Source organism: Streptomyces sp. NPDC058001, assembly GCF_042886315.1.
In the GTDB taxonomy this organism is placed as follows: Bacteria; Actinomycetota; Actinomycetes; order Streptomycetales; family Streptomycetaceae; genus Streptomyces.
This window is the reverse complement of sequence record NZ_JBHVQT010000012.1, coordinates 57,098-82,125: the sequence shown is the minus strand read 5'-3', so window position 1 is coordinate 82,125 and position 25,028 is coordinate 57,098. Positions and strand designations below refer to the sequence as shown.

The window sequence follows — 25,028 nt, the reverse complement described above, 5'->3', positions numbered from 1 at the left end:
CCTTCACCTGCCTTTCGTACCGTTCGGCGGGTGCGCCGGTGGTGATTACTTCGAGACGCCCAGGCTGGTGAAGTCGTACTGACCGCTGTACGCGTCCGTGGTGTAGACGTTCGTCAGCCGGTTGGAGCGCCAGTTGATGAACTTCTCGAACACGAAGGGCAGGTAGTAAGCGCCCTCCATGACCTGGTGGTTCAGCTCCGTGGCGATCGCGACCTTCTTGGCGGGGTCCAGCTCCGTCGCGAACTTGTCGAAGTTCGAGTCGATCGCCTTGTCCTTGATCATCGCGAAGTTGTTGTTACCGCTGTCGAGGATGTACTTGCTGTCCCACAGCGGCTGGCCGTAGCCCTGGGCCGACGGGAAGTCGGGGCCCCAACCCATGATGATGATGCCGTAGTTCTTCTTCTTGACGACCGTCGGGTTACCGATGATGCCCGAGGTCTGCGAGCCGTCGTACTTGTCGATGTCGGCGGTGATGCCGATCTTCTTCAGCGACGCCTGGAGCGACTCGGCGGTGGCGACCTCGACCGGCTTGTTGTTGCGGACCGCGATGGTGGTCTTGAAGCCGTCAGGCTGACCGCACGCCTTCAGGGCGTCCTTGGCCTTGGCCTCGTCCGGGGCACCGTCGTTCTGCGTGAAGCCGTACGGGTCGTACTTCTGACCCTCGGAGCCGGGGACCGCCGGGGGCAGCATGTTGGTGCCGATGTCGCCACCGGCCAGCGGGCCACCGCGCGCCGTCTGGAGCGACTTGTGGTCGGCCCCGTAGAGGACGGCCTTACGGCACTCGATCTTGTCGAACGGCTTCACGATCTGCGGGAAGACCGCGTACCGGATGAAGCCGGAGACCGGGTTGTCGAGGTTGCCCTTGTGCTCCTTCAGGGCCTTGATACGGCCCTGCGGGGACAGACCGGTCTGGTTGATGTCCAGGTCGTAGTCACCGGCGAGCAGACGGTTGTCCATGTCGTCGGCGTTGCTGAACAGGTTGAGCGTGATCTTGTCCGGCAGGGCCTTGCGGACCGGGTCCGACTCCTGCTTCCACTCGGTGTTGCGGACCAGCACGAGGGCCTTGTTCGGCGTGTACGACTCGAACTTGTACGGGCCGGAGGAGAAGGGCCGCAGACCGTACTTGGACTTGGTGTCCTTGTCCTGGCGGATCGGGGACGCCGAGGTCAGCGCGAGCATGTCCTCGAAGTCACTGTTCGCCACCGGCAGCTTGAAGACGATGGTCTTCTCGTCCGGGGTCTCGATCGCCTTGAGACCGAGCTTGTCCTTGGCCTTGTCCTTGTACGGACCCGGGTACTCGCCCTTGGGGTCGAGGACGTCCTTCAGGTAGACCGGACCGCCGGAGAGCACGTCCTGCGCCCACACGCGCTCGATGCCGTACTTGACGTCCTGGGAGGTGATCGGCTTGCCGTCCTCCCACGTGACCCCGTCCCGCAGGGTGTACGTGTAGGTCTTGCCGTCGGCCGAGACCTTTGCCTTGCTGGTGGCGAGGTCCGGGGTCAGCTCGGTGCCCTTGCTGCCCGGCTCGGTCTGGCCGGTGACGAGCTGACGGCTGTAGTAGCGCATGAAGTTCCACGCGAAGCCGTAGTAGCCACGCGTGGTGTCCCACGAGTCGGCGTCCTGGGCGCCCGCGAACTTCAGCGTGCCGCCCTTCTTGGTCGAGGCGTTGGCGACCTTGTTGTTCGCCGCGTCGAAGCCGGCGGCCTTGCTGTCGCCGCCCTTCTTCTCGTTGCCGCTGTCACCGCCGCCGCACGCTGCCGTGGACAGCAGCGCCGCGACCACGGCAGCAGCTGCCACGGCCTGCTTGCGCCGTCCTCTGACGCTATGGGTAGTCACGATCTCGGATCCTCCGTGTGATGTGCGGCCCGCCGTCATGGCGGGCCGTGGGATACGGCAGTTCAGCGCGAGCCCTTCGGGTCGAGCGCGTCACGCACGCCGTCGCCGAAGAGGTTGAAGGAGAGCACGGTGATGAAGATGGCCACGCCGGGAATCACCATGTAGGTGGGGTCGGCGTCGTAGTAGCTCACCGCCGAGGAGAGCATGTCTCCCCAGGACGAGGTGGGCGGCTTGACGCCGACGCCCAGGAAGCTGAGCGCGGCCTCGGTGAGGATGTTCGTGGGGATCATCATCGTGGTGTAGACGATGATCGGCGCGACGAGGTTGGGCAGCAGTTCCTTGAACAGGATGTAGAACCGCCCGGCCCCGAGACTGCGGGCCGCCTCCACGTACTCGCGCTCACGTAGCGAGAGCGTCTGACCGCGTACGACACGGCCGACATAGGGCCAGCCGAAGAACCCGATCACCAGGATCATCACGAAGATACGGACGCCGGTGCCGGTGAGGCCCAGCATCTCGTTGGGCATGACGGACACCAGGGCGATGATGAACAGCAGCTGCGGGAAGGACAGCAGCAGGTCCATGATCCGGCTGATGGTCGCGTCGAGCCAGCCGCCGAAGTAGCCCGCGAGGATTCCGAGGACGGTGCCGATGACGATGGCGACGAGGGCCGACGCGAAGCCGACCAGGAGCGAGACCCGGGCGCCGTAGACGATGCGGGCGAACACATCGCGTCCGTTGACCGGTTCGACGCCGAAGAGATGGTCGCCGCTGATGCCGCCGAACGAACCGATGGGCGTGGAGAAGAGCGGGTCGATCAGGTCCTCGTGGTACTCGTCGGGCGACTGGCCGACGAGGCTCGTGATCAGGGGCGCGAACACCGCCACGAGCACGAGAAGGAGGACGACGGCGCCGCCGGCGAGGGCGAGCTTGTCCCGCTTCAGCCGGTCCCAGGCGATGCGGCCGAGGGAGCGGCCCTGCACCGACTTCCCCGCGACCGCGGCGACCTCCTCGGCCGGAGTCGGGGCCGCTTCCGCGGTCGGCTCGTGCAATGGTGCCGTCATCGTGGCAGGGACCCCTCTTCTTCAACCGGCGGTGGCCGGCCCGCACTTGCCGCTGTGGCGGCGGATCAGTCCGTCGTACACAGGGGCGAAACCCACCCCCTGGAGCGGGAGTCTTCATCGCGGCCGTGATCTGTTACCAGACTTGACGGTGAATGGATGCGTAACCGTGATGCTCTCTGGGGGGTTCCGTTATCCAGACGGCGGGTAACGGATAGCGGACGCGGGTCAGTTGGGGCGGAAGAGGTCACGCGCGTAGATCTACGTCGCTTTCACCATCAGATGTCACCAGAACGGACATTCGGGCCAGGCCCGTGTCCACCAGGTGACACACCCTCGATCACCGGCGCTTGGCCGGTTTTCGAGCCTCGCTGGATCCAGCCGGAGCCGGCCGGATCTAGAAGGAACCCTGCTGCGGCGGATATCCGTAGCCCGCGGTGGGGGCCGGGGGCATCGCGCCGCCGTGAGACTCACGGTCGTAGAAGGGCCGCGCGGTGGCCCGCAGCCACATCGCCACCGGGTCGTACTCGTCGGACAGGGCCACCGTGGAGACGGGCAGCCCGTCGGGTACGGCCCCGATCGACTGCTGCATCATCGCCCGCACGGCGTCCACGGCGGGCGGGCTGGTGTCGTACACATCGAGCCCGATGGCGAGATAGGGGGCCCCGAGCGACGGCTGCACCCAGGCGCGGCGCAGGGCGCGCACGGCGGGTGTGCGGTGCGCGTTCTGCGTGAGCAGGGCGTAGAACTGCGGGATCTCGATGGTGGGCTCGGCAAGCCGCAGCGGCCCCGCGGGCTGGCGGTCCAGACCGGTGGCGATCCGGCGCAGGTCGAGCCAGGGGATGCCGACACCCCCGCCGGGCGCGTGCGGATTGAGCCAGAGGCCGTAGTGGTCCGGGTAGAGGGTGCGTGCGAGGTCGACGCCGGAGATGACTTCGTACGAACGGTTCCAGCCGCTCGCCGAGAGTTCCTGCGCGGAGGTCACACAGGGCGCGTAACCGAGGCCCTCGACCTCCATGTTGCCGTACTGGGCGTCCGGGGATCCGGCCTGGCCGTGCCAGAGGAGCATCCAGACCTGACCCGACGTGGGGTCCGAAAGGGCACGCAGCAACGCCTCGTACGCGTCGTAGCGCCCGGGGGTCACCTGGCGCAGCATGTGCTCGACCTGCCCGGCCGCAGCCGTGCCCGACGCACTCACCCTTGATCGCCCCTTCGTGACACTTTCGACGAAACCCACCGAAATCCCCCGGGTCACGTGCCGCTGCCGCGGCACTTCGACCAGGCCATGAAACCAGCTTATGCGGCGATCCCGGCGGCGACTTGACGCACCGGCCGCCGCGTCGTACCGCACGCGCCGGACCCGGAGGCGCTCGGGGCCGGTTCGGTGCCGCGCGTGGGCCGGTCAGTGCCCTCCCGTGACCCGGAGTCAGTGCCCTCCCGTGGCCCGGGGGTCAGTGCCGCCCGTGGCCCCGGCTCAGTGCTGCCCCTGGGCGTAGAACGGCCGGACCCTCTCGCGCATCCAGTCGACCACCGGGTCCTGGGCCGCGTCGAGCAGAACCAGGTTCACCGGCCAGCCCGCCGGCGCCCGGCCGAGCGCCCGGCCGAGGGCGTCCAGGGGCAGTTCGCCGACCTGCTCGTCCCACCGGTTCAACTCGACGCCGACGAACAGCACCGGGTCGCCGCCCTCGACACTGGCCAGACAGCGGCGGGCGCTCACCACCACACCGGTCGCGGCGAACTCGGCGGCGGCGGCGGCCAGGAAGTCCACCGGGTCGTGCTGCCAGTCCGGCTCGAAGAGGCGCACCCGGCCACCGCTCGCGGGACCGTCGAGCGGACTGCGCCCCGCGCGGCACAGTTCGGCGACGGCGGGCGGCGGGAGCGGGACACCCACGGCTCCGTCGGGGTTGACCACGATGCCGAGCTGCGGCGGGAGTCCGCGCGCGAACTCGACGGCGGGCGCGACGGTGCACCCCATCCGGTCGCCGACGACCTGGCGGAACTGCTGCTCGGAGCTGAAGACCGGGACATACGCCTGCCCGTCGATCTCCAGCGTGGGCAGGTCGAGCGTGGGTCCCCCGGGTCCGCCGCCGGCCGGCAACGGCACCCAGAGGTGGCTGCGGCCGAGTACTTCGATGATCCGGCCGCCCGCCGAGGGCGCCGTCGCACCGAGTGCGGCGGCGAGCACCTCCTCCAGCTCGTTGCCGGGCCATCCGCCGTAGGGCACGGCGTGGGCCGTCTGTGCCGGTATCTCCATCGTCAACCACCTGCTCCGGACCGCTGTTTCTGCGGCTCGCACCCTAACGCGTACCGGGAGGAACGCCGCGTCGGCGGTCGTGGTCAGCGGTCGAAGCGGATCGCGCGCAGTACGTCCGCCGCCGTCCGGTCCAGGAGCAGCGCGGAGCGGCACCCCGGCGGCAGGTCGCCCCGCTCGGCGGCCCGCACCAGCTGCCCCACGGTCCTGCGGTGCCGCCGGAACGCGTACCGCGACACTCCCCTGCCGCGCTCCCGCTGGCCGTCCAGGGCCGTGTCCGGCGGGACGTCGAGCAGCAGCAGATGCAGGGTGGCCCCACGCCTGCGGGCGTCGCGGGCGAGCCAGCGCCGGACCCACCGCTGCGTACCGCAGTCGTGGACGACGACGCTCTCGCCGGTGCGCAGCGCGCGGCGCAGGCCCGCGAAGTGGGCGAGGCGGACCAGCGGGCGGTACACGGCGTACGGCACGAAGCGCGGCACCCGGGACGCCCAGCGGTCGCGGGTGTCCTGCGAGTCGATCCGGTGCCCGCTGACCGTGCGCCGCATCAGCGTGGACTTGCCGCTGCCGGGCAGTCCCGAGACGACGACCAGGTCGCCGGGGGTGAAGCGGAGCCGGTGCGGGCTGCGGCCCGCGCGCTCGCGCAGATCACGCACGACGGCGGTCCGCCCGTCGGCGAAGGTCTCCACCGTCGGGGCGCCGGGCTGCTTGGGCAGCGCGACACCCGTCACCGTCGCGTACACCCTGGTCCTGTTCACCGTGAGCGTCCTCCCCCTGGGGTCCACGTGAGCCTTCCCCGTCGAGTGTAAAGAGAAGGTAATGCGGGGTGAACCGCGATTGCGTCCTGGTCCTGCCACAAGGCGGTTACAGGCCACCGCCCTGCCGTGTCGCCGGGATGCGTGCAATGATGACCCCGCCAACTCCAAACAGGCCGCTTGAATCCACGCGGGAGAGCCCTCGGCCACGACCGGGGCGCCGAAGGAGCAAGTCCCTCCCTTGAATCTCTCAGGCCCAGATACCGCGTGGGCGAGGCACATCTGAAAAGCGGGCCGCCGTGCTTGACGCGTGCGGCTCCACCCAAGGTGCAAGCCGGATCCGCCGAGCGGTGGACTCCCGGCGAACCTCTCAGGTTCCGATGACAGATGGGGAGGATCGCCCTCGCCCGTCATGCCCTGGGAGCACCCCCTCATGAGCAATGCCCCGAGCACTGCCCCCCGTCAGACCGCGCTCGACGCCCTGCACCGGTCGCTCGGCGCGACCATGACCGACTTCGCGGGCTGGGACATGCCGCTGCGGTACGGGAGCGAGCGCGACGAGCACCAGGCGGTACGCACCCGCGCCGGACTCTTCGACCTGTCGCACATGGGTGAGATCACCGTCACAGGTCCGCAGGCCGTGAACGTCCTGAACTTTGCCCTGGTCGGCAACATCGGCACGGTCGGCGTCGGCCGCGCCCGCTACACCATGATCTGCCAGGAGGACGGCGGCATCCTCGACGACCTGATCGTGTACCGCCTCGCCGACACCGAGTACATGGTCGTCGCGAACGCGGGCAACGCGCAGACCGTCCTGGACGCGATCACCGAGCGGGCCGCCGGGTTCGACGCCGAGGTCCGCGACGACCGGGACGCGTACGCGCTGCTCGCGGTCCAGGGCCCCGAGTCCCCCGGCATCCTGAAGTCCCTGACCGACGCGGACCTCGATGGCCTGAAGTACTACGCCGGGCTGCCCGGCACGGTCGCCGGGGTACCCGCCCTGATCGCGCGCACCGGGTACACGGGCGAGGACGGCTTCGAGCTGTTCGTGGCCCCCGCCGACGCCGAGAAGCTGTGGCGGGCACTGACCGACGCCGGTCAGGACGCCGGTCTGGTGCCGTGCGGACTGTCCTGCCGGGACACCCTGCGCCTGGAGGCGGGCATGCCGCTGTACGGGCATGAGCTGACGACCTCGCTCACGCCCTTCGACGCCGGGCTCGGCCGGGTCGTGAAGTTCGAGAAGGACGGCGACTTCGTGGGGCGCGAGGCCCTGTCCGCCGCGGCCGAGCGGGCGGCGACGGATCCGCCGCGCAAGCTGGTCGGGCTGATCGCCGAGGGCCGCCGGGTGCCCCGCGCCGGGTTCCCAGTGGTCGCGGCGGGCGAGGCCGTCGGCCAGGTCACCTCGGGCGCGCCGTCGCCGACGCTCGGCCGGCCGATCGCCATGGCGTACGTGGACGCCGCGCACGCCGCGCCGGGCACGACCGGTGTGGGCGTCGACATCCGCGGTACGCATGAGCCGTACGAGGTCGTGGCGCTGCCGTTCTACCAGCGCCGGAAGTGACCTCCCGCGCTCCGGTCCGTACCCGCCCTCCCTTCCCGACCCTCCCTTCCTTCAGCACTCATCCGCGTACAGGAGAATTCACGTCATGAGCAACCCCCAGCAGCTGCGCTACAGCAAGGAGCACGAGTGGCTGTCGGCCGCCGATGACGGCGTGTCGACGGTCGGGATCACGGAGCACGCGGCCAACGCGCTCGGTGACGTCGTGTACGTACAGCTCCCGGAGGTCGGTGACACGGTGACGGCGGGCGAGACCTGCGGTGAGCTGGAGTCGACCAAGTCGGTGAGCGATCTGTACTCCCCCGTGACCGGTGAGGTCGTCGCCGCCAACCAGGACGTGGTGGAGGACCCCTCGCTGGTGAACTCCGCCCCGTTCGAGGGCGGTTGGCTGTTCAAGGTGCGCGTCTCCGATGAGCCGGGCGACCTGCTCTCGGCGGACGAGTACACCGACTTCGCCGGCTGACCCCGACCCGTAGGGATCTTCTGATGTCACTTCTGAACCAGTCTCTCCACGAACTCGACCCGGATGTCGCCGCCGCCGTCGACGCCGAGCTGCACCGTCAGCAGTCCACCCTTGAGATGATCGCGTCGGAGAACTTCGCTCCGGTCGCGGTGATGGAGGCCCAGGGCTCCGTCCTCACCAACAAGTACGCCGAGGGCTACCCGGGCCGCCGCTACTACGGCGGCTGTGAGCACGTCGACGTGGTCGAGCAGATCGCCATCGACCGGGTGAAGGCGCTGTTCGGCGCCGAGCACGCCAATGTGCAGCCCCACTCGGGTGCCCAGGCCAACGCGGCGGCGATGTTCGCGCTGCTCAAGCCCGGTGACACGATCATGGGTCTGAACCTCGCGCACGGCGGGCACCTGACCCACGGCATGAAGATCAACTTCTCCGGCAAGCTGTACAACGTGGTCGCGTACCACGTGGACGAGACCACCGGTCAGGTCGACATGGCAGAGGTCGAGAAGCTCGCCAAGGAGGCCAGGCCGAAGCTGATCGTGGCGGGCTGGTCCGCGTATCCGCGGCAGCTCGACTTCGCGGCCTTCCGCCGGATCGCGGACGAGGTCGGCGCGTATCTGATGGTCGACATGGCGCACTTCGCGGGCCTGGTGGCCGCGGGGCTGCACCCGAACCCGGTGCCGCACGCCCATGTCGTGACCACCACCACGCACAAGACCCTCGGCGGTCCGCGCGGCGGGGTCATCCTGTCCACGCAGGAGCTGGCCAAGAAGATCAACTCGGCGGTCTTCCCTGGCCAGCAGGGTGGTCCCCTGGAGCATGTGATCGCCGCGAAGGCGGTCTCCTTCAAGGTCGCGGCGACCGAGGACTTCAAGGAGCGCCAGCGGCGCACCCTGGAGGGCGCGCACATCCTCGCCGAGCGGCTCGTCCAGGACGACGCCCGCGCGGTCGGCGTGAACGTGCTGTCCGGCGGCACCGATGTGCATCTGGTCCTGGTGGACCTGCGCGAGTCGGAGCTGGACGGTCAGCAGGCCGAGGACCGGCTCCACGAGGTCGGCATCACGGTCAACCGCAACGCCGTCCCGAACGACCCACGGCCCCCGATGGTCACCTCGGGCCTGCGGATCGGCACCCCGGCACTGGCCACCCGCGGTTTCACCACCGAGGACTTCCGTGAGGTCGCCGACATCATCGCCGAGGCGCTGAAGCCGTCGTACGACACGGACGCCCTCCGGGCGCGGGTGACCGCGCTCGCCACGAAGCACCCGCTGTACCCGGGGCTGTAGACCCCGGACCCGCACGACGCGAGCGGGGCACTACGCACACTGACGAGGAACGTGGTGCCCCGCCCCACCCCGATACGGCATCGGCATCCGCATCGGCATCCGTACGACATCGGCACGACCCGGCAGACGACGGCGTCTACCAACCCCAGCTAGGAGTTCCCCCGTGGCCATCTCGGTCTTCGACCTGTTCTCGATCGGCATCGGCCCGTCCAGCTCCCATACGGTCGGCCCGATGCGCGCGGCCCGGATGTTCGCGCGCCGCCTGAAGAACGACGGCCTGCTCGCCCACACCACGTCGGTACGCGCCGAGTTGTACGGCTCCCTCGGCGCGACCGGCCATGGGCACGGCACCCCCAAGGCGGTGCTGCTCGGCCTGGAGGGCGAGTCGCCGCGCACGGTCGACGTGGAGCACGCCGACGAACGCGTCGAGCAGATCCGGACGACCGGACGGCTCAGCCTCCTCGGGGCGCACGAGATCGCCTTCTCCTACGACGACGACCTGGTCCTGCACCGCCGCGAGACGCTCCCGTACCACGCCAACGGCATGACGATCTTCGCGTACGACGCTGCCGGCGGGCTGGTCCTGGAGAAGACGTACTACTCGGTGGGCGGCGGCTTCGTCGTGGACGAGGAAGCGGTCGGCGCGGACCGGATCAAGCTGGACGACACGGTGCTGAAGTACCCGTTCCGCACGGGTGACGAGCTGCTGCGGCTGTCGAAGGACACCGGTCTGTCGATCTCCTCGCTGATGCTGGAGAACGAGAAGGCGTGGCGTAGCGAGGAGGAGATCCACGAGGGCCTGCTGGAGATCTGGCAGGCCATGCAGAGCTGTGTCGCGCGCGGGATGGCCCGTGAGGGCATCCTGCCGGGCGGCCTCAAGGTCCGCCGCCGCGCCGCCACGACCGCCCGCCAACTGCGCGCCGACGGCGACCCGGCGGCGCACGCGATGGAGTGGATCACGCTCTACGCGATGGCCGTGAACGAGGAGAACGCGGCGGGCGGCCGGGTGGTGACCGCGCCGACGAACGGCGCCGCCGGCATCATCCCCGCGGTGCTGCACTACTTCATGAACTTCGTGGCCGGCGGCACCGCCCGGGAGAAGGAGGAGGGCGTGGTCCGCTTCCTCCTCGCGGCGGGCGCGATCGGCATGCTCTTCAAGGAGAACGCGTCGATCTCCGGCGCCGAGGTCGGCTGCCAGGGCGAGGTCGGCTCGGCCTGCTCGATGGCGGCTGGCGCGCTCGCGGAGGTCATGGGCGGCAGCCCCGAACAGGTCGAGAACGCCGCCGAGATCGGCATGGAGCACAATCTGGGCCTGACCTGCGACCCGGTCGGCGGTCTCGTCCAGATCCCCTGCATCGAGCGCAACGGCATGGCCGCCGTGAAAGCCGTCACGGCGGCAAAGATGGCCATGCGCGGCGACGGCACCCACAAGGTGTCCCTCGACAAGGTCATCAAAACAATGAAGGAAACGGGCGCGGACATGAGCGTCAAGTACAAGGAGACGGCTCGGGGCGGGCTTGCGGTGAACATCATCGAGTGCTGACGGCGTAGGCCCTGACCAGCCGACCAGCCGACTCGCGGACTAGCGGACTAGCGGACTAGCCGACTAGCGGACGGAGATGAGGCCGCCGTCCACCGGGATGAGTTGGCCGGTGATGAAGTGCGACGCGTCGCTCGCCAGGAAGACCATGACCGGTGCCAGATCCTTGGCGGGGTCCCCGAACTTGCCGCCGAGCGGGATCTGTTCGGCGGTCGCCTGGTCGTGGGCCGCCAGCTCTTCCGGCGAGAGTGCCTTGCGGAACTGCTCGTACATAGGGGTGACCACATACGGCAGGACCGCGTTGACGCGGACCCCGGACGGGCCCCACTCCCGTGCGACGGACCGGGTCCAGGTGTGCACGGCGGCCTTGGTTGAACCGTAGACGGCATTGTGCAGTTCCGCCGTCAGGCCGGACTCGGAGCCGAAGTTGATGATCGCTCCGGCGCCCGCCTCCCGCATCACCGCGTAGGCCGCGGAGTTGGTGTGCACGGTGCCGTAGACATTGACCTTGAAAAGGGTCTCCAGGAAGTCCTGCGTGACGTCGTCGGCAGCGGCGTGGCGCTGGATGCCCGCGACATGAACGAGGACATCGAGCCCGCCCATACGGGAGGCCGCCTCGGTGAAGACCGCGTTCACCTGGTCTCGGTCGCTGACGTCGGCCCGGGAGAACGTCACCGATCCGGGTCCCGCCGCCGACGCCGCTTCCGCCACTTCGCGGCCCAGGTCCTCGTTCACGTCGACCGAGCTGACCACGGCGCCCTCGGCCGCGTAGGCCCGCACGACGGCCTCGCCGATGCCTTGGGCTCCGCCGGTGACGATGACCCGCTTGTCCTTGAGTTGCATGGGTGTCTCCGATCGATTCGCTGGTGCGGGGTGCTCCGCTGGAAGGCCGGTGGGGAAATCCGCGGGCCGGCGGTGGCTGGGCGCGCGGTTCCCCGCGCCCCTCGCGGGGACGCGGTACCGCACCGGATTTCCCCGACCCCGTTCAGGAGTCCTTGTGTTTGGCCGCCGCCGAGAATTCGGGATCGACGTCCGTGATCCCCATGGCCGTGAACGCCTGGCCGACCACCGCTCCCATGTCGCGGTTGGACACCGCGGTGATGCCGCCGTCGACCGCGATGTTCTGGCCCGTGATGAACTCCGAGCGGTCACTGGCGAAGAACAGCGCCATGCCGGCCAGGTCCCGGGGCAGACCCGCGCGGCCGATCGGGTGCAGCCGCCCGAGCGGTTCCGCCAGTGCGTCGACGAACGCCCCGTACTGCGACGGGTCCAGACCGGTGCCCTTGGCCATGATCGGGGTGAGGATCAGGCCGGGCATGATCACGTTGGAGCGGATCCGGTACGGCGACAGTTCGTACGCCGCGGTGCGGGCCAGCTGGATCACCCCGGCCTTGGCGGAGTCGTACGAGGCCGAGGACAGTCCGGCCTGGATGCCCGCGATGCTGGACATGGACACGATGCTGCCGCCGGTGCCCTGTGCCTTCATCCGGCGCGCCGCGTACTTGTGGCCCAATGCCACGGACCGCAGCAGAAGATCGACGGTACGGGTGAACCCCGCGGCGTCCAGGTCGAGGAGTCCGCTCTGATCACCGAGCGCCCCGGCGTTGTTCACCATGACGTCCAGCGCGCCGTACTCGCTCACCGCGCGTGCGACGAGCACCTCCATATCGGCCTCGACCGTGACGTCCGTGTGCTGGAAGACGACGTCGGGCCCGAACGTCTTCTGGAGCGCGTGCCCGGCGTCGTCGTCGATGTCCCCGACGACGACCCTGGCCCCCTCCTCCACGAAGACCTCGACGATGCCACGACCGATGCCGCTGACACCCCCTGTGACGACGGCTACCTTGTCGGCGAGTTCGTTTGCCATGTCCGTATACCTCATTGCTTTCCATGAAGAGCAGGCGCTTTCCAGCGGCGCCTGAGGGGCTGGTTGTACGGTTCGGAACCGGTCGCGCGGGTCAGGGCCGGTCGTGCGGGACGGCGGGTACGCCGAGGTGGGGTGGTGCGGCGGCGGCGATGTCGAGCGCGTGCAGCACGGCCGTACGCCCGCAGCCGAGCCGGACGGCGTTGGCGAGGTGCAGCCGCAGGCCCGGCAGATAGCGATGGGCGGGAGTGGCGTCACTGGCCATCGAGATCAGCTCCTTGACCCGGCCGCGCAGCGCGCCCGTACGCCAAGGGACCGCGCAGTAGTCGAAGAACGCCTGATACGACTCGGGAGAGAGCCGCAACAGCGCGTCGAGGAACCCGGGGACTTCGCGCTCGAAGTCCCGCCAGTACGGGTCGTCGCCCTGCCTCGTCCCCCGCAGTGTCGCCCGGTCCGCGTCCAGCGGAACGTCGAGGCTGGTGTCGCCTCGTTCGCGCAGCACCGCGGCGAGCCGTCCGGACCCCTCCATCAGGGTGTGCACGCCGAGGCCGGAGACGACGACCAGGGTCTCGTGCACCTGCGCCGCCGTGGCACCGGCGTCCAGCGCCTGCCGGATCTCCCGTTCGATACGGGGGCCGCCCAGGGAGCAGACCGACGCGTTGACGGCGAGTCCGATCAGCGCGGACGTCGGGGCGTCGAGGTCGTCGCCGTCGGCGACGCCCTCCAGCAGGGCGAGTGCTTCCGCGCGGACGTCGTCCACCGTGACCACGGGGTCGGGGGCCGTCCCGTCGGAGACACAGGTGCCGATGCCGGCAGTCGTGGGTGAGGAGGTCGGGTCGGTCATCGGACGGTCGGCTCCTCTGAGCTGTGGACAGGGCTGTGGGCTGGGCTGTGGGCTCTGTCTTCGGCGGAGCCGTCCGTGAGCATCGCGCGCAACGCCCGCTTGTTGATCTTCGTCGCGGACATCGGCCAGGCACCGGCTTCGATGAACCGCACGGCGCGCGGGATCTTGTAGCGGGCGATCTTCCCCCGGCAGAACCCGATGAGTTCGGCTTCGCCGAGCGTGCGTCCGGCCTTGACCTCGACGAAGGCGACGGGCACTTCGTCCAGGCGCGGATCATGGGCGCCGACCACTTCGACACAGGCGACGGCGGGATGGCGGGCGAGGAACGACTCGATCTCGATCGCGGCCACGTTCTCGCCGCCGACCTTGAGCATGTCCTTGAGCCGACCGTGGAAGGCGACCTGACCCTCCGGCGTCCAGCGGTAGAGGTCACCGGTGTGCAGCCAGCCGTCGGCGTCGAGGCTCTCCGCGGTCTTCTCCGGATCCTTGTAGTAGCCCTCCATGACGCAGTAGCCGCGGACGAGGATCTCCCCTATGACGCCGGGGCCGACGTCCTCGCCGGTCTCGATGTCGGTGATCCTCACCTCGACTCCGGGGCACGGCACGCCCTGGGCGGTGGCGCGCACCTCGACCGGATCCGTGCGCCCGCTCATCGCGTAGATACCGACCGTCTCGGTCATCCCGCAGGCGGCGACCAGTTCGCACTTGGGCAGGGCGTCCTGCACGCGTTCCAGCAGCACGCTGGGGCCGATGAGGAACATGGAACGGAGTGAGGCGAGCCGGTCCGGATCGAAGGAGGGGTGGTCGAGAAGCGGCTGGGTGAGGGCGGGGAACCAGGGGAAGGCGACCGTGGCCCGCTCCTGGGCCAGCAGGGAGAGAGCCCTGCCCGGCTCGAAATGGGCGTCGGTCACGAAGGTGCCGCCGCTGCCGATCGAGCCGAGAAAGGGGGCGAGCGTGGCGATGTGGAACAGCGGTCCGGGCGACCAGGTGACGTCGTGCTCACCGGTGCCGAGCCGGAACCGGGCGCGCTCCACCGGCCCACGCGTCATCGCCTCGTGCGAGAGCATGCACCCCTTCGGGTCGGCCGTCGTGCCCGAGGTGTAGAGGATCGTCGCGACATCCCGGACCCGGACCCGCCGGCGCAGCTCGTCCACGGCTCCGGGATCGACCTGCGAGGCCAGCTCGTCGAACCGGTCACGGCCGAGGAAGCCCGGCGCCGCGCCGCTGAGCAGGACCGCGGCCCGTAGCGCACCCGCCTCGGGCAGGGAGAGCCGCGTCGGGTCGGCCGCCGCACCGAGACCGGGCAACCCGGTGTGCAGGACCTCCGCGAAGTCGACGTACTGGTGCGGCCCGGATGTCGTGAGGACGGCCACCAGGTCGCCGTTGGCGATGATGTAGCCCAGCTCCTGCGCCCGGTGGCGGGCGTTGAGCGGAACCACCACGCCGCCGATCATGCTGATACCGAAGAACGCCTCGACATACTCGACGCTGTTCGTCGCCAGCAGTCCGACGTGGTCACCGGGTGCCACGCCGAGCGCGATCAGGCTCCGCGCCACCTGGCGTGCCCGCTCGTGAAGTTCGCTGTAGGTGTAGCGCGCTTCGGGGAAGACCAGCGCGTCACGTTCGGGGTGCTCGTGGGCCGAACGCACCAGCAGATCGCCGATGCTCGATACCTCGGCCCATTGCCCGTATTCCCTCATGCCGTCCCTCCGTCACCACCGGTCGCGGTCAATCCGGGTGCACATTCCACACAGGTACGCTCAATACTTCTTGAATCTCCGCCGAACTGAATTCCCGTCGGGTTCGACTGGTAGACTCTGCCGCATGGCAACTCGTGCAAATCGTCCTCCGGAAGCCACGGGGAGCGGTCTCAGTCGGCGCAGGCAAAGCGCACAGGTGGAGGGCGGTGCCGCCTATTGGGCGAAGCGCAACGAATTGCTCCAGATTGCCGCCGACGTGTTCAAGGAAAAGGGTTTCGAGGCGGCGACTCTCAACGATATCGCCACCCGGTTCGGTACGGATCGTGCGGCCATCTACTACTATTTCGCGAACAAGCAGGAACTCTTCCAGGAGGTCTTCCAGGCCACCGCCAAGCGGGTCCTGGAAGACAATCTCGCCGAGGCCACGCGGATCTCCAAGCTGGATAGCGACGCCCATCAGAAACTCCGCCTCCTCATCGAATTGCAGATCCAGTCGTATGTGGCGAACTATCCCTATGTCTTCGTCTACATTCAGGAGGACATGGGGAAGGTCGCCTTTCAGAATACGCCTTGGGCCAAAGAGATGGTGCGCAAGACCCGTCGTTTCGAAGGGATCGTCACGGATGTCATCACCAGCGGAATCCGGGACGGTGTATTCCGGGACGATCTTTCGGTCCCGCTGGTCATGAAGGCATTGTTCGGAATGGTGAACTGGACCCACCGGTGGTTCAAACCGGGTGACCGCAAGTTCACCGCCGAGCAGACCATCGACACCTTCTCGGCGATTCTCTTCGACGGCTTGCAACGCCCCTCCGCATAGGAGCGGCACGCGGCCAGGCGCCGCGCCGCCCGAGGGCCCTAGCGTGGAAGGTCGGCCGGCGCGGGCTCCTGGCCCGGCCAGCGCGAGCGGAGTTCGCTGGTCAGCGAGGTCGCCACGTCGTCCCATGGGCCGACATGGACGGTGGCCATCTCGCGTCGCTTGATCTTCCAGCCCTCGGCGGTCCGCACATAGTCGTCGAGGTAGCGAACGGCGCCGTAGACCGTGGTGCCACCACGGGCCAGCTCCAGATGGGCGCCGATGACACCGCTCGCGTGGTCGTCGTCGCCGAAGGTGAGCAGGGTGAAGTTCTGTGTGTGCACCGTGACGCCCATGTTCTTACGGTCGCCCCGGATGAAGTCCACGATCGCCGCACGGCTCGAACCACCAGAGAACCCGCCGCCGATGACGAACTCGGCGTCCTCGGCGAAGGCCGCGCCGAGTGTGTCCATGTCGTCGTCGTCCGCGGCGACGAAGTAGCGGATGACGAGGTCCTCCAGCTCGGCACGGTCTTCGAGCCGGCGGATTCGCGCTTCCAGATCTGACATTGCAACACCCTTTCTCCGCGTCAGCGAGGAGCTGGCGGTGTCTTCATAGGGGCACATGCGGGCAACGCTCAGGGGGTACGGGCGGGGGCTCAGCGCCCCTGCCACTGGGGCGGGCGCTTCTCGGCGAACGCGGCACGTCCTTCGAGGCGGTCCTTGCTGGACGCGTACGCCTCGATGGGCTCGTAGCGGGTGGCGAGGGCGACGTCGAGTGGCCAGCCCAGACGTGAGAGCGCGGCGTCCTTCGCGGCCTGGACCGCCAGCGGTGAACCGGCGGCGACCTTCCGCGCCCAACGCTCCGCCGCCGCGGAGAGGTCGGCGTACGGGACGACCTCGTTGACCAGACCGTACAGCTCGGCCTTGGCAGCGGGAAGGCGCTCTCCGGTGAGGATCATGGCCAGCGCGACATGGTGGGGGAGCTGGCGGATGGCGCGATGCATGATGCCCGCCTCGCCGATGATGCCGACCTTGGTCTCGGGGATGCCGAACTGGGTGGTGTCCGCCGCGACGACGATGTCCGCGCACATCGCGAGTTCACAGCCGCCGCCGATCACATACCCCTGTACCGCGGCGATGAGCGGTTTGCGCAGGGTCAGCAGCGGGCCGCCGACCCCGGTAAGGCCACCGCCGAGCGCCATCCGGCGGTCCGGGTTCTCGGTACCGCCGGACACGTCCCCGCCCGCGCAGAACGCCTTCTCGCCGGTCGCGGACAGGATCGCGACCCGGATGTCGGGGTCGTCGTTGATGTCGTTCCAGGCGGCGAACAGCGCGTCGTCCATCGCCGGGGTGATGGCGTTGAGCGACTTGGGGCGGTTGAGCGTCACACGGGCGACAGGGCCGTCCTTGGTGAACTCGACTTCGGAACTCACGGCGTGTCTCCTTCCTCGCGCTCCGGGCGAGGCTCGGGTTCCTCACGGCCTGGGCGAGGTTCGGGTGGTCGGTTGAAGGCGGCGATGGCTTCCTTGAGGCCGACATCGCCGATCCAGGAGCGGATCTCGGCGACCGACGGGGACAGATGCAGGAGCGCGTCCATCTCCGGGACGCCGGCGGCGGCCGTCCGTACGCCCATGGCGTCCATCGCGCGATTGACGGACAGCTTCTTGATCCGCAGTACGTCCGACGGGATACGGGCGATCCGGGCGGCCGTCTCCTCGACCCTGTCGACGAGTTCGGCCGCGGGCACGGCGTGGTTGGCCCACCCCCACCGCACCGCCGTGGCCCCGTCGATCGCGTTGGCCGGGATGAACGCCAGCTCCTTGGCGCGCTTGGGGCCGACGAGCGGGGCCCACAGCGGGGCGATGTAGCCGCCGCCCAGCGGGAGCGCCGGTTCCCCGATGCGGGCGTCATCGGCGACGAACGTGAGGTCGGCGAACACACACATCTGGGTCGCCCCCGCGATGCAGTAGCCGTGCACGGCGGCGATCACGGGCTTGGGGTGGTCCCAGATCGCCAGACAGCGGTTGACATTGCGGGCCAGGCGTTCCCGGTCGGCCACCGGGTCCGGCGCGGTGACCTGTCTGCCCACCTGGTCGATGTCGTATCCGGCGCTGAATCCCTTGCCCGCACCGCGGATCCCGAGCACCGGCCCACCGGTGTGCGCGAGGCGCGCCAGGGCGTCGGAGAACTCGTCGAGCATCGCGTGGGACAGGGCGTTGGCCTTGTCCGGCCGGTTCAGCACGATCCAGGTGATCGGTCCCCGGTGCTCGATCCGGATGTCCCGGTACTCCGGCAGCGCCGCTCCGGCCCGCCGGTCCTGGTCCGCCGGGACGGCGGTCATGACGCGGCGCGGCCGATCGGGATCTGCTTCTTCACATGGAAGTCGACCACGCCGGACGCGCGCAGCTCGCGCCGGGCGAAGCGCCAGCCGTCGTCGGTGCGGACCAGTTCGTCGTGGTACTGCCCGAAGAAGTGTCCGTCCGGGCGGTCCTTCACATACCGGTGCCACGCGTAGAGCACCGACCGCACCGTGGCCGTGGCCAGGTCCGGGCCGAAGTCGACCACGATGTTGGACACATGATGGCTGGTGGCGGCGAAGAAGCTGCCGATGCCGCCCAGGGTCTCCCGGTAGGCCGCGCGGCCCTCGGCCCCGAAGTCCGGACCGTACGCCACGTAGCAGTCCTCGGTGAACAGTGCGGCGATCTCCTCGGGGTGGTTCATGTCGAGGTGGTGGGCGTAGTCGAACAGCAGGCGGTGGATCCGCCCGGTCTCCACCAGCTCGGCGACGTGGACATCGGTGGGTGTCTCTACGGTCGTCACGGCGTCCCTCCGCATGGATGGCGAGGTGTTCCGGCGAGTCCCTGAGCCTGTCGAGCCGCCGATCCGATCGGCTGTGCTCCGGCCCCTGGCCGCCACCTCCTCGTTGCTCTGGCGGCGAAGCTATCTACGCCGACGTAAACAGTCAATGCCTCCGCACTCTCGATTTGCAGAGCTGTGAGCTGCACAGATGATCCAGAGTCGCGCTCCGACGAAACCGTTGACAGTTTACGTTGGTGTAGATAGCTTCCCGATGCAGCCCCCAGAGCGCATGCGTCGCCGCACGGTGGAAGAGGGTGCGTACCGCCCCTTCCGGACCGCAGCGGCCAAGAGCACGAGCGCTATGTCGAAGGAGAGGGCACATGGTTGATCTCGAACCCGTCACCGCGGACGCGGGGCGGCTGCGGCAGGTCTACGGATGCTTCCCCAGCGGTGTGACGGCGGTCTGTGCGCTGGAAGGTGACGAACCGGTCGGCATCGCCGCCAGCTCGTTCACCTCGGTGTCGATGGAACCCGGGCTGGTGTCGGTCTGCGTACAGAACTCCTCGACGACCTGGCCCCGGCTGCGCGGCAGGCGCCGCCTCGGGATCAGCGTGCTGGCCGAGGAGCAGGACCGGGCCTGCCGGCAGCTCGCGCTGAAGACCGGCGACCGCTTCGCCGGCGTCGACTGGAGCGCCAGCGGCGACGGCGCGGTGTTCGTCCACGGGGCGGTCGCCTGGCTGGACTGCTCCATTCACAGCGAGGTCGCGGCCGGCGACCACGCGATCGTCCTGCTGGCCGTGCACGCCCTGCGGGCGGAGCCGGAGCGGGCACCGCTCGTCTTCCACGCCAGCCGCTTCCGGCAGCTCGCCGCCGTCTGAGCGGACCGGAACCCGCCAGGAGCACCGTCGGCGCCCCCGGCACCAGGTGCTCGACCCCCCGCTCCGCCGCAGGCCCCGCTCCCGCCCCTCCGGCCAGGTCGCCCGAGCGCCGCGTCCGGGGGCCCCGACACGAACAAGGAGACGACCTCGGTGAAGTTCCATCTCATGCAGACAGGCGTGATCGGCCGACGCCATGAACTCGAACAGGGCATGGCAGGCCAGCGTCCCGACCTCTACCAGCGCTACCTGGAGGAGGTGAAGGGCTATGTCCGGCTCGCCGACGAACTCGGGTACGCCAGCTACTGCTCGCCCGAACACCACCTCCAGATCGAGGGTTTCGAGATCACCAACCACCCAGGGATGTGGGCGCTGTTCGTCGGCGCGCACGCCCGGCGGATGAGCGCGGGGATCCTCGGCTACGTCCTGCCCACCCACAACCCGGTCCGGGTCGCCGAGGAGATCGCCACCCTCGACCACATGCTGCGAGGCCGGCTGATCGTCGGCTTCACCCGCGGCTACCACGCCCGCTGGGTCGACTCCTACGCGGCCGTCCGCGGGGTCGGCGCCACCAACGTCGCGCACGCCAAGGCCAAGAACGAGCAGGACGCGATCAACCGCGAGATCTTCGAAGAGTCGGTCCAGATCGTGAAGAAGGCATGGCAGAACCCGGTGTTCAGCCACAAGGGCAAGTACTGGGAGTTCCCGCCGGAAGGCGGCTCGGCCGGACACCCCGGCTACGCCGAGTTCGGCAAGGGCATGGACGAGAACGGCATCGTCCGCCAGATCGGCATCGCACCGCGACCGTTCCAGAATCCGCATCCGAAGGTGTACGGCGCCTTCGCCTACAGCATGCGCACCGTCGACATGTGGGCCCGCGAGGGCGGCAAGCAGATCGTCTTCGCCACCGACCTCGACTTCTGCGAGGCCCTGTGGAAGCGGTACGGCGAGTCCGCGAAGAAGGCCGGACGCGACGTGCCGCGCGAGGACATCGGCGCCTGGGGCGGGTTCCTGATCCTCACCGACGACAAGGACGAGGCCGAGCGACTACGGGCCGAGCACCGCTGGTTCTGGGACAAGTGGTTCATCCCGCACGGCCAGCAGTTCCCGAACGTGCTCATCGGCAGCGCCGACGACATCTCACGCCAGATCGAACAGGCCCACGACCGCCTCGGATTCAACGAGTGCTTCCTCATGTTCGGCCAGGGACACCTCGAACCCGGGCGGAACAACGAGGAGTTGACGCGCTTCGCCGAGGAGGTCGCGCCGCGGTTCGCCACCAAGGACAGCGACGGCACCCTCGTCTGACACCCAGGCCGTCACCCCTCCTGCATGTCTCATTTTCGAGTTCAAAGGAGAACACGACTGTGAAGAGCGGCATCTTCCACGTTCCGTACATGCGCCCCGAGCGCACACCCCGCGAGGTGTTCGACTACTCCGTACTGATCGCCCGCGAGGCCGATCAGGCGGGCTTCACCGACTTCATGATCGGCGAGCACGCCACTCAGGGGTGGGAGAGCGTCCCCAACCCCGAGATCATCATCGGCGCCTGCGCCCGGGAGACCGAGCGCCTGCGGTTCGCGCCCATGGCCCATCTCCTCGGGCTGCACCAGCCCGGGTCGCTGGCCATTCAGGTCGGCTGGCTGTCGCAGGTCCTGGAGGGCCGGTACTTCCTCGGCGTCGGACCCGGCGCCTACCCCCGGGACGCGATCCTCCGCGGCCAGCCCGCCGACCTGTCCGAGGCCCGGCCCCGGCGCGACGAGGCGCTGGAGATCATGCGCAGGATCTGGGAGCGCGAGCCCTTCCACTACGAGGGCACGTTCTTCAACGGCGGGTTCCCCGAGGAGAAGCCGGCGTCGGAGGACGGCGCCGAGTTCCACGTCATGCCCGACTTCTCGCCGTGGAACGGTGCGGAGAACCTCGAAATCGCGATGACCGCCCTCTCGCACAACTCATCCTCGATGCGCTACGCGGGCGAGCGGGGCTTCTCGCCCATCTCGTTCTTCGGCGGTCTCGACGTGGCGCGCTCGCACTGGGACACCTACGCGGCGGGCGCCGCGTCCCGCGGGCTGACGAGCGATCGTCAGCGATTCCGTATCTGCCGCGACATCGTCGTGGCCGACACGGACGCCGAAGCCAAGAAGATCGCGCTCAACGGCGGTCTGGGCCACTGCTGGCAGAAGTACCTGGTGCCCGTCTACAAGACGTTCAACATCCTCAACGGCTATGTCGCCGACTCGGGCACGGGCCTCGACCCGTCCGACATCGACATGGACTTCATCGCCGAGCACGTCTGGATCTGCGGCTCCCCGGAGACCGTGATCGCCAAGATCGAGAAGATGCATGAGGACACGGGCGGGTTCGGCGAGATCGTCATGAACACCCATGACTACGTCGAGGACCCCAAGCCCTGGATCGAGTCGATGCACCGGATCGCCAAGGAGGTCGTGCCCCACGTCCGCGCCACCGTCACCGCGGGCTGAGGGCGGGTTCGGCGGACGGGCCGTCCGTCCGCCGAACCGCCCCTTTCTGAGGGAGCACCAGATGACAGACGATCTCGTCCACTACACATGCCTGGCAGGTGTCGCCCGGATCGTGCTGGCCAGGCCGGCGGTGGCGAACGCCGTGGACCTGCCGACGGCGCGGGCCCTCGGCGCGGCCGTCGGCCGGGCGGCGGCCGATCCGGACGCCCGAGCGGTACTCGTCAGCGGCGAGGGCCGGCGGTTCTGCGCCGGCGGAGACGTGGCGGCGATGGCCTCGGCCCCGGACCGGGCGGCGTATCTCGAAGAGCTGGCCACCACCCTCGACGGCGCGCTGCGGTGCCTCGCCGGCCTGGACAAGCCGGTCGTCGCCGCCGTCCAGGGAGCCGTGGCAGGAGCCGGGATCGCCCTGATGCTGAGCTGCGACCTGGTCGTGGCGGCGGCTTCGACGAAGTTCCTCCTGGCCTACGCCTCGGTCGGCCTGACACCCGACTGCGGTGTCTCCTACCTTCTGCCCCGCGCGATCGGCCAACAACGCGCGCTGGAACTGGCCCTGACGGACCGTAGGCTCACCGCGGGCGAGGCCCGCACCTGGGGCCTGGTGACCGAGGTCGTGGATGAAGACCTGTGCGGGGAGCGAGCGCTCCAGCTCGGCGAACAACTCGCCGCAGGGCCCGCGTTCGCACTCGGACAGGCCAAGCGCCTCCTGCGTTCCTCCTGGCAGACCTCGCGGGAGCGGACCGGCCGGGAAGAGGCCCACGTGATCGCCAGGGCGGTCACGGAACCGGCTGCCAGGGCGGCCGTCGACCGCTTCACCTCATGAGCCGCGCCCGCTGCGCCGGGCTGCCCACCACCCCGAGAAAGGGTTGTGATGACCGCGGAACCGATCGTCGTCGTGGACGGCGCCAGGACTCCCATCGGGAGTTTCGGCGGTGTGTTCAAGGACGTCCCGGCCCACGAACTGGGCGCCGTCGCCGCGCGGGCGGCGCTTTCGCGCTCGGGTGTGGCATCGGAAGACGTGGACGAGGTCGTCATGGGCTGCATCGGCCAGGTCGGACCGGACGCCTACAACGGCCGGCGGGTCGCGCTGGCGGCCGGTCTGCCGGACCGCACTCCGGCGTACACCGTCAACCGGCTCTGCGGCAGCGGCCTCCAGGCGATCTGGTCGGCGGCGATGCAGATGCGCTGGGGCGGAGTGGACATCGCGCTGGCGGGCGGTGACGAGAACATGACCCGCATGCCGTTCTACGACTTCGGCGCCCGCTCCGGCTACCGGCTCGGCGACCGAACCCTCCAGGACGGCACCGTGCTGATGCTCACCGACCCCTTCCACGGCATCCACATGGGTCTGACCGCGGAGAACGTCGCCGCGAAGTACGGCATCTCGCGCCGGGAACAGGACGAGTTCGCGGCCGAGTCCCAGCGGCGGGCCGCGACCGGGGCGGCGCGGGCTGCTTTCGCCGAGGAGATCACACCGGTCGAGGTGGGCGGTCGCACCCCGCGCACCGTCGAGGCCGACGAGCACCCCAGGCCCGACAGCACGGTGGAGAAGCTGTCCACGCTGCGCCCGGCATTCCGGGCGGACGGCACGGTGACCGCGGGAAACGCCTCCGGGATCAACGACGGCGGCGCGGCGCTGGTACTGGCCAGGGAGTCGGTGGCGGCCGAACGCGGGCTGTCCCCGCTGGTGTCGCTGGAGGCCGTCGCCACCGCGGCGATGGAACCGGAACTGATGGGGTACGCCCCGGTACCCGCCGTGCGGAAGCTGTTCGAGATGACCGGCACCTCCGCGTCCGACATCGACACCGTCGAGCTGAACGAGGCGTTCGCGGCACAGGCCGTCGCGGTGATCCGTGACACCGGTCTGGACCCGGAGAGGGTCAACCCCTACGGGGGCGCCATCGCGCTGGGACACCCGGTCGGGGCGACCGGCGCGATCCTGGCCCTGCGGGTGGCCAAGGACCTGGCCCGGCGCGACCTGGAGCTGGGTGTCGTCACGATGTGCATCGGCGGAGGCCAGGCCCTGGCCGCGCTCCTACGCCGGATCTGACGAACCCGGCACGCGCCACTACGGTGGACGGATGCCATCGATCAAGCAGTTCCAAGTCACCTTCGACTGTGCGGAACCTGAGCGCGTCGCTCGTTTCTGGTGCGAGGTGTTGGGATACGTCGTACCGCCCCCGCCGAAGGGGTTCGCCACTTGGGACGATTTCGATCGCTCGCAGGCACCTGAGGATCAGGGTTCATGGTTCGCATGCGTTGATCCCTCAGGTGTGGGCCCGCGACTGTACTTCCAGCGCGTCCCCGAAGGGAAGGTCGTCAAGAACCGGGTGCACCTTGACGTGCGGGTCGGTACCGGGCTCGTGGGCGAGGAGCGCCTCGCCGCGCTTGAGGCCGAATGCGCACGGCTGGTCCCGCTCGGCGCGGTACGCGTGCAGCTCCTGCTTGACGAAAACGACTCGTGCATCGCCATGCAGGACATCGAGGGCAACGAGTTCTGTATCGACTGAGCCGCGAACGTCGCGCCGCTTCGCTCCCACCTCTCCGGCCATTGGGGTGAACCGCCGTTTCCCGTGATCGTTCCGTGGCGTTGAACGGCCCGACGCGACCGCTTCGGACGCGTCTTCCAGCGTTCCATGGGAGTAGCTATGCGTATGCGTTCTGCCCTGACCGCGTCCGTCCTCGCGGCCGGTGTCCTGCTCGGTGGCGCCGGCGCCGCTCTGGCCAACGACGGTGGTGGGTTCGTTCGCGGCACCGGTGCGCACGCGGCCGAGCGGACCAGTTCCTCGACGTTCGCCGGTGTCATCAAGCACGTCGGCCCGGTCTACACCTCGACCCGCGAGAGCGAGAGGGACTGGGAGCACGGGACGTTCCTGGGCATCTTCGGCCGGCACTGAAACGCCGGCCCGGCACTGCCGGGTAGG

The 25,028-nt window shown here is 69.2% G+C and carries 25 protein-coding genes and 1 riboswitch; of the genes, 12 read left to right on the top strand and 13 right to left on the bottom strand.

Features of this window, described 5'->3' with window-relative positions:
• Positions 1-45 precede the first annotated feature (45 nt).
• The 5 genes from ACFVT5_RS28870 to ACFVT5_RS28850 form a co-directional block, all read right to left on the bottom strand.
• Positions 46-1,875, bottom strand: coding sequence for an ABC transporter substrate-binding protein (locus tag ACFVT5_RS28870; RefSeq protein ID WP_389894034.1), 1,830 nt, complete (start codon positions 1,873-1,875; stop codon positions 46-48).
• Between the two features lie 23 nt (positions 1,876-1,898).
• Positions 1,899-2,900: an ABC transporter permease gene (locus ACFVT5_RS28865; protein ID WP_389894032.1), complete on the bottom strand. Its 1,002-nt coding sequence runs from the start codon at positions 2,898-2,900 to the stop codon at positions 1,899-1,901.
• Positions 2,901-3,294: 394 nt separating this feature from the next.
• Positions 3,295-4,095, bottom strand: coding sequence for an enhanced serine sensitivity protein SseB C-terminal domain-containing protein (locus ACFVT5_RS28860; RefSeq protein WP_389894031.1), 801 nt, complete (start codon positions 4,093-4,095; stop codon positions 3,295-3,297).
• Positions 4,096-4,371: 276 nt separating this feature from the next.
• Positions 4,372-5,151: an enhanced serine sensitivity protein SseB gene (locus ACFVT5_RS28855; RefSeq protein ID WP_389894029.1), complete on the bottom strand. Its 780-nt coding sequence runs from the start codon at positions 5,149-5,151 to the stop codon at positions 4,372-4,374.
• A gap of 83 nt (positions 5,152-5,234) precedes the next feature.
• Positions 5,235-5,903, bottom strand: coding sequence for an AAA family ATPase (locus tag ACFVT5_RS28850; RefSeq protein ID WP_389894027.1), 669 nt, complete (start codon positions 5,901-5,903; stop codon positions 5,235-5,237).
• Between the two features lie 178 nt (positions 5,904-6,081).
• Positions 6,082-6,176: riboswitch (glycine riboswitch) on the top strand.
• A 157-nt stretch (positions 6,177-6,333) separates the two neighbouring features.
• Here ACFVT5_RS28850 and gcvT point away from each other — a divergent pair.
• From gcvT to ACFVT5_RS28830, 4 genes are all read left to right on the top strand, one after another.
• Entirely contained in the window at positions 6,334-7,461 is a 1,128-nt protein-coding gene (gene gcvT, locus ACFVT5_RS28845) for a glycine cleavage system aminomethyltransferase GcvT (protein WP_389894025.1), read from the top strand.
• Between the two features lie 85 nt (positions 7,462-7,546).
• The gene (gcvH, locus tag ACFVT5_RS28840; RefSeq protein WP_389894023.1) at positions 7,547-7,921 is read left to right on the top strand and encodes a glycine cleavage system protein GcvH; all 375 of its coding nucleotides are present in this window, start codon (positions 7,547-7,549) and stop codon (positions 7,919-7,921) included.
• A gap of 23 nt (positions 7,922-7,944) precedes the next feature.
• Complete coding sequence (glyA, locus tag ACFVT5_RS28835) at positions 7,945-9,204, top strand: serine hydroxymethyltransferase (protein ID WP_389894021.1); 1,260 nt, start codon at positions 7,945-7,947, stop codon at positions 9,202-9,204.
• Between the two features lie 163 nt (positions 9,205-9,367).
• Positions 9,368-10,747: an L-serine ammonia-lyase gene (locus ACFVT5_RS28830; protein WP_389894019.1), complete on the top strand. Its 1,380-nt coding sequence runs from the start codon at positions 9,368-9,370 to the stop codon at positions 10,745-10,747.
• 63 nt (positions 10,748-10,810) lie between these two features.
• Here the strand turns inward: ACFVT5_RS28830 and ACFVT5_RS28825 are convergent, their stop codons facing one another.
• The 4 genes from ACFVT5_RS28825 to ACFVT5_RS28810 all read right to left on the bottom strand — a co-directional run bounded on the left by ACFVT5_RS28825 (position 10,811) and on the right by ACFVT5_RS28810 (position 15,152).
• Positions 10,811-11,587, bottom strand: coding sequence for an SDR family NAD(P)-dependent oxidoreductase (locus ACFVT5_RS28825; RefSeq protein WP_389894017.1), 777 nt, complete (start codon positions 11,585-11,587; stop codon positions 10,811-10,813).
• A 142-nt stretch (positions 11,588-11,729) separates the two neighbouring features.
• Complete coding sequence (locus ACFVT5_RS28820) at positions 11,730-12,611, bottom strand: SDR family NAD(P)-dependent oxidoreductase (protein WP_389894015.1); 882 nt, start codon at positions 12,609-12,611, stop codon at positions 11,730-11,732.
• A gap of 91 nt (positions 12,612-12,702) precedes the next feature.
• A complete protein-coding gene (locus tag ACFVT5_RS28815; RefSeq protein WP_389894013.1) occupies positions 12,703-13,452 on the bottom strand; it encodes a hypothetical protein in 750 nt (249 codons plus the stop codon).
• The gene (locus ACFVT5_RS28810) at positions 13,449-15,152 is read right to left on the bottom strand and encodes a class I adenylate-forming enzyme family protein (protein ID WP_389894011.1); all 1,704 of its coding nucleotides are present in this window, start codon (positions 15,150-15,152) and stop codon (positions 13,449-13,451) included. Before ACFVT5_RS28810 ends, ACFVT5_RS28815 begins: the two co-directional genes overlap by 4 nt.
• Before the next feature lie 124 nt (positions 15,153-15,276).
• On the opposite strand from ACFVT5_RS28810, the gene ACFVT5_RS28805 reads away from it, so the two are divergent.
• A complete protein-coding gene (locus ACFVT5_RS28805) occupies positions 15,277-15,972 on the top strand; it encodes a TetR/AcrR family transcriptional regulator (RefSeq protein ID WP_389894009.1) in 696 nt (231 codons plus the stop codon).
• A 38-nt stretch (positions 15,973-16,010) separates the two neighbouring features.
• Here ACFVT5_RS28805 and ACFVT5_RS28800 read toward each other — a convergent pair whose 3' ends face one another.
• The 4 genes from ACFVT5_RS28800 to ACFVT5_RS28785 form a co-directional block, all read right to left on the bottom strand.
• Positions 16,011-16,517, bottom strand: a complete 507-nt coding sequence (locus ACFVT5_RS28800; protein ID WP_389894007.1) for a nuclear transport factor 2 family protein — start codon at positions 16,515-16,517, stop codon at positions 16,011-16,013.
• Positions 16,518-16,606: 89 nt separating this feature from the next.
• Complete coding sequence (locus ACFVT5_RS28795; RefSeq protein ID WP_389894005.1) at positions 16,607-17,383, bottom strand: enoyl-CoA hydratase-related protein; 777 nt, start codon at positions 17,381-17,383, stop codon at positions 16,607-16,609.
• The gene (locus ACFVT5_RS28790) at positions 17,380-18,291 is read right to left on the bottom strand and encodes an enoyl-CoA hydratase-related protein (protein WP_389894003.1); all 912 of its coding nucleotides are present in this window, start codon (positions 18,289-18,291) and stop codon (positions 17,380-17,382) included. The genes ACFVT5_RS28795 and ACFVT5_RS28790 overlap by 4 nt, the downstream gene beginning before the upstream one ends.
• Positions 18,288-18,770: a nuclear transport factor 2 family protein gene (locus tag ACFVT5_RS28785; RefSeq protein ID WP_389894001.1), complete on the bottom strand. Its 483-nt coding sequence runs from the start codon at positions 18,768-18,770 to the stop codon at positions 18,288-18,290. Before ACFVT5_RS28785 ends, ACFVT5_RS28790 begins: the two co-directional genes overlap by 4 nt.
• 359 nt (positions 18,771-19,129) lie before the next feature.
• Here ACFVT5_RS28785 and ACFVT5_RS28780 point away from each other — a divergent pair, with 359 nt between their 5' ends.
• The 7 genes from ACFVT5_RS28780 to ACFVT5_RS28750 all read left to right on the top strand — a co-directional run bounded on the left by ACFVT5_RS28780 (position 19,130) and on the right by ACFVT5_RS28750 (position 25,001).
• Positions 19,130-19,627: a flavin reductase family protein gene (locus tag ACFVT5_RS28780; RefSeq protein ID WP_389893999.1), complete on the top strand. Its 498-nt coding sequence runs from the start codon at positions 19,130-19,132 to the stop codon at positions 19,625-19,627.
• Between the two features lie 150 nt (positions 19,628-19,777).
• Entirely contained in the window at positions 19,778-20,932 is a 1,155-nt protein-coding gene (locus ACFVT5_RS28775) for an LLM class flavin-dependent oxidoreductase (protein WP_389893997.1), read from the top strand.
• A 59-nt stretch (positions 20,933-20,991) separates the two neighbouring features.
• Entirely contained in the window at positions 20,992-22,107 is a 1,116-nt protein-coding gene (locus ACFVT5_RS28770; RefSeq protein ID WP_389893995.1) for an LLM class flavin-dependent oxidoreductase, read from the top strand.
• A 61-nt stretch (positions 22,108-22,168) separates the two neighbouring features.
• Positions 22,169-22,927, top strand: a complete 759-nt coding sequence (locus ACFVT5_RS28765; protein ID WP_389893993.1) for an enoyl-CoA hydratase/isomerase family protein — start codon at positions 22,169-22,171, stop codon at positions 22,925-22,927.
• A gap of 48 nt (positions 22,928-22,975) precedes the next feature.
• Entirely contained in the window at positions 22,976-24,154 is a 1,179-nt protein-coding gene (locus tag ACFVT5_RS28760) for a thiolase family protein (protein ID WP_389893991.1), read from the top strand.
• Positions 24,155-24,185: 31 nt separating this feature from the next.
• A complete protein-coding gene (locus ACFVT5_RS28755; protein WP_389893989.1) occupies positions 24,186-24,614 on the top strand; it encodes a VOC family protein in 429 nt (142 codons plus the stop codon).
• Between the two features lie 138 nt (positions 24,615-24,752).
• A complete protein-coding gene (locus tag ACFVT5_RS28750) occupies positions 24,753-25,001 on the top strand; it encodes a hypothetical protein (protein ID WP_389893987.1) in 249 nt (82 codons plus the stop codon).
• Positions 25,002-25,028: the final 27 nt, after the last annotated feature.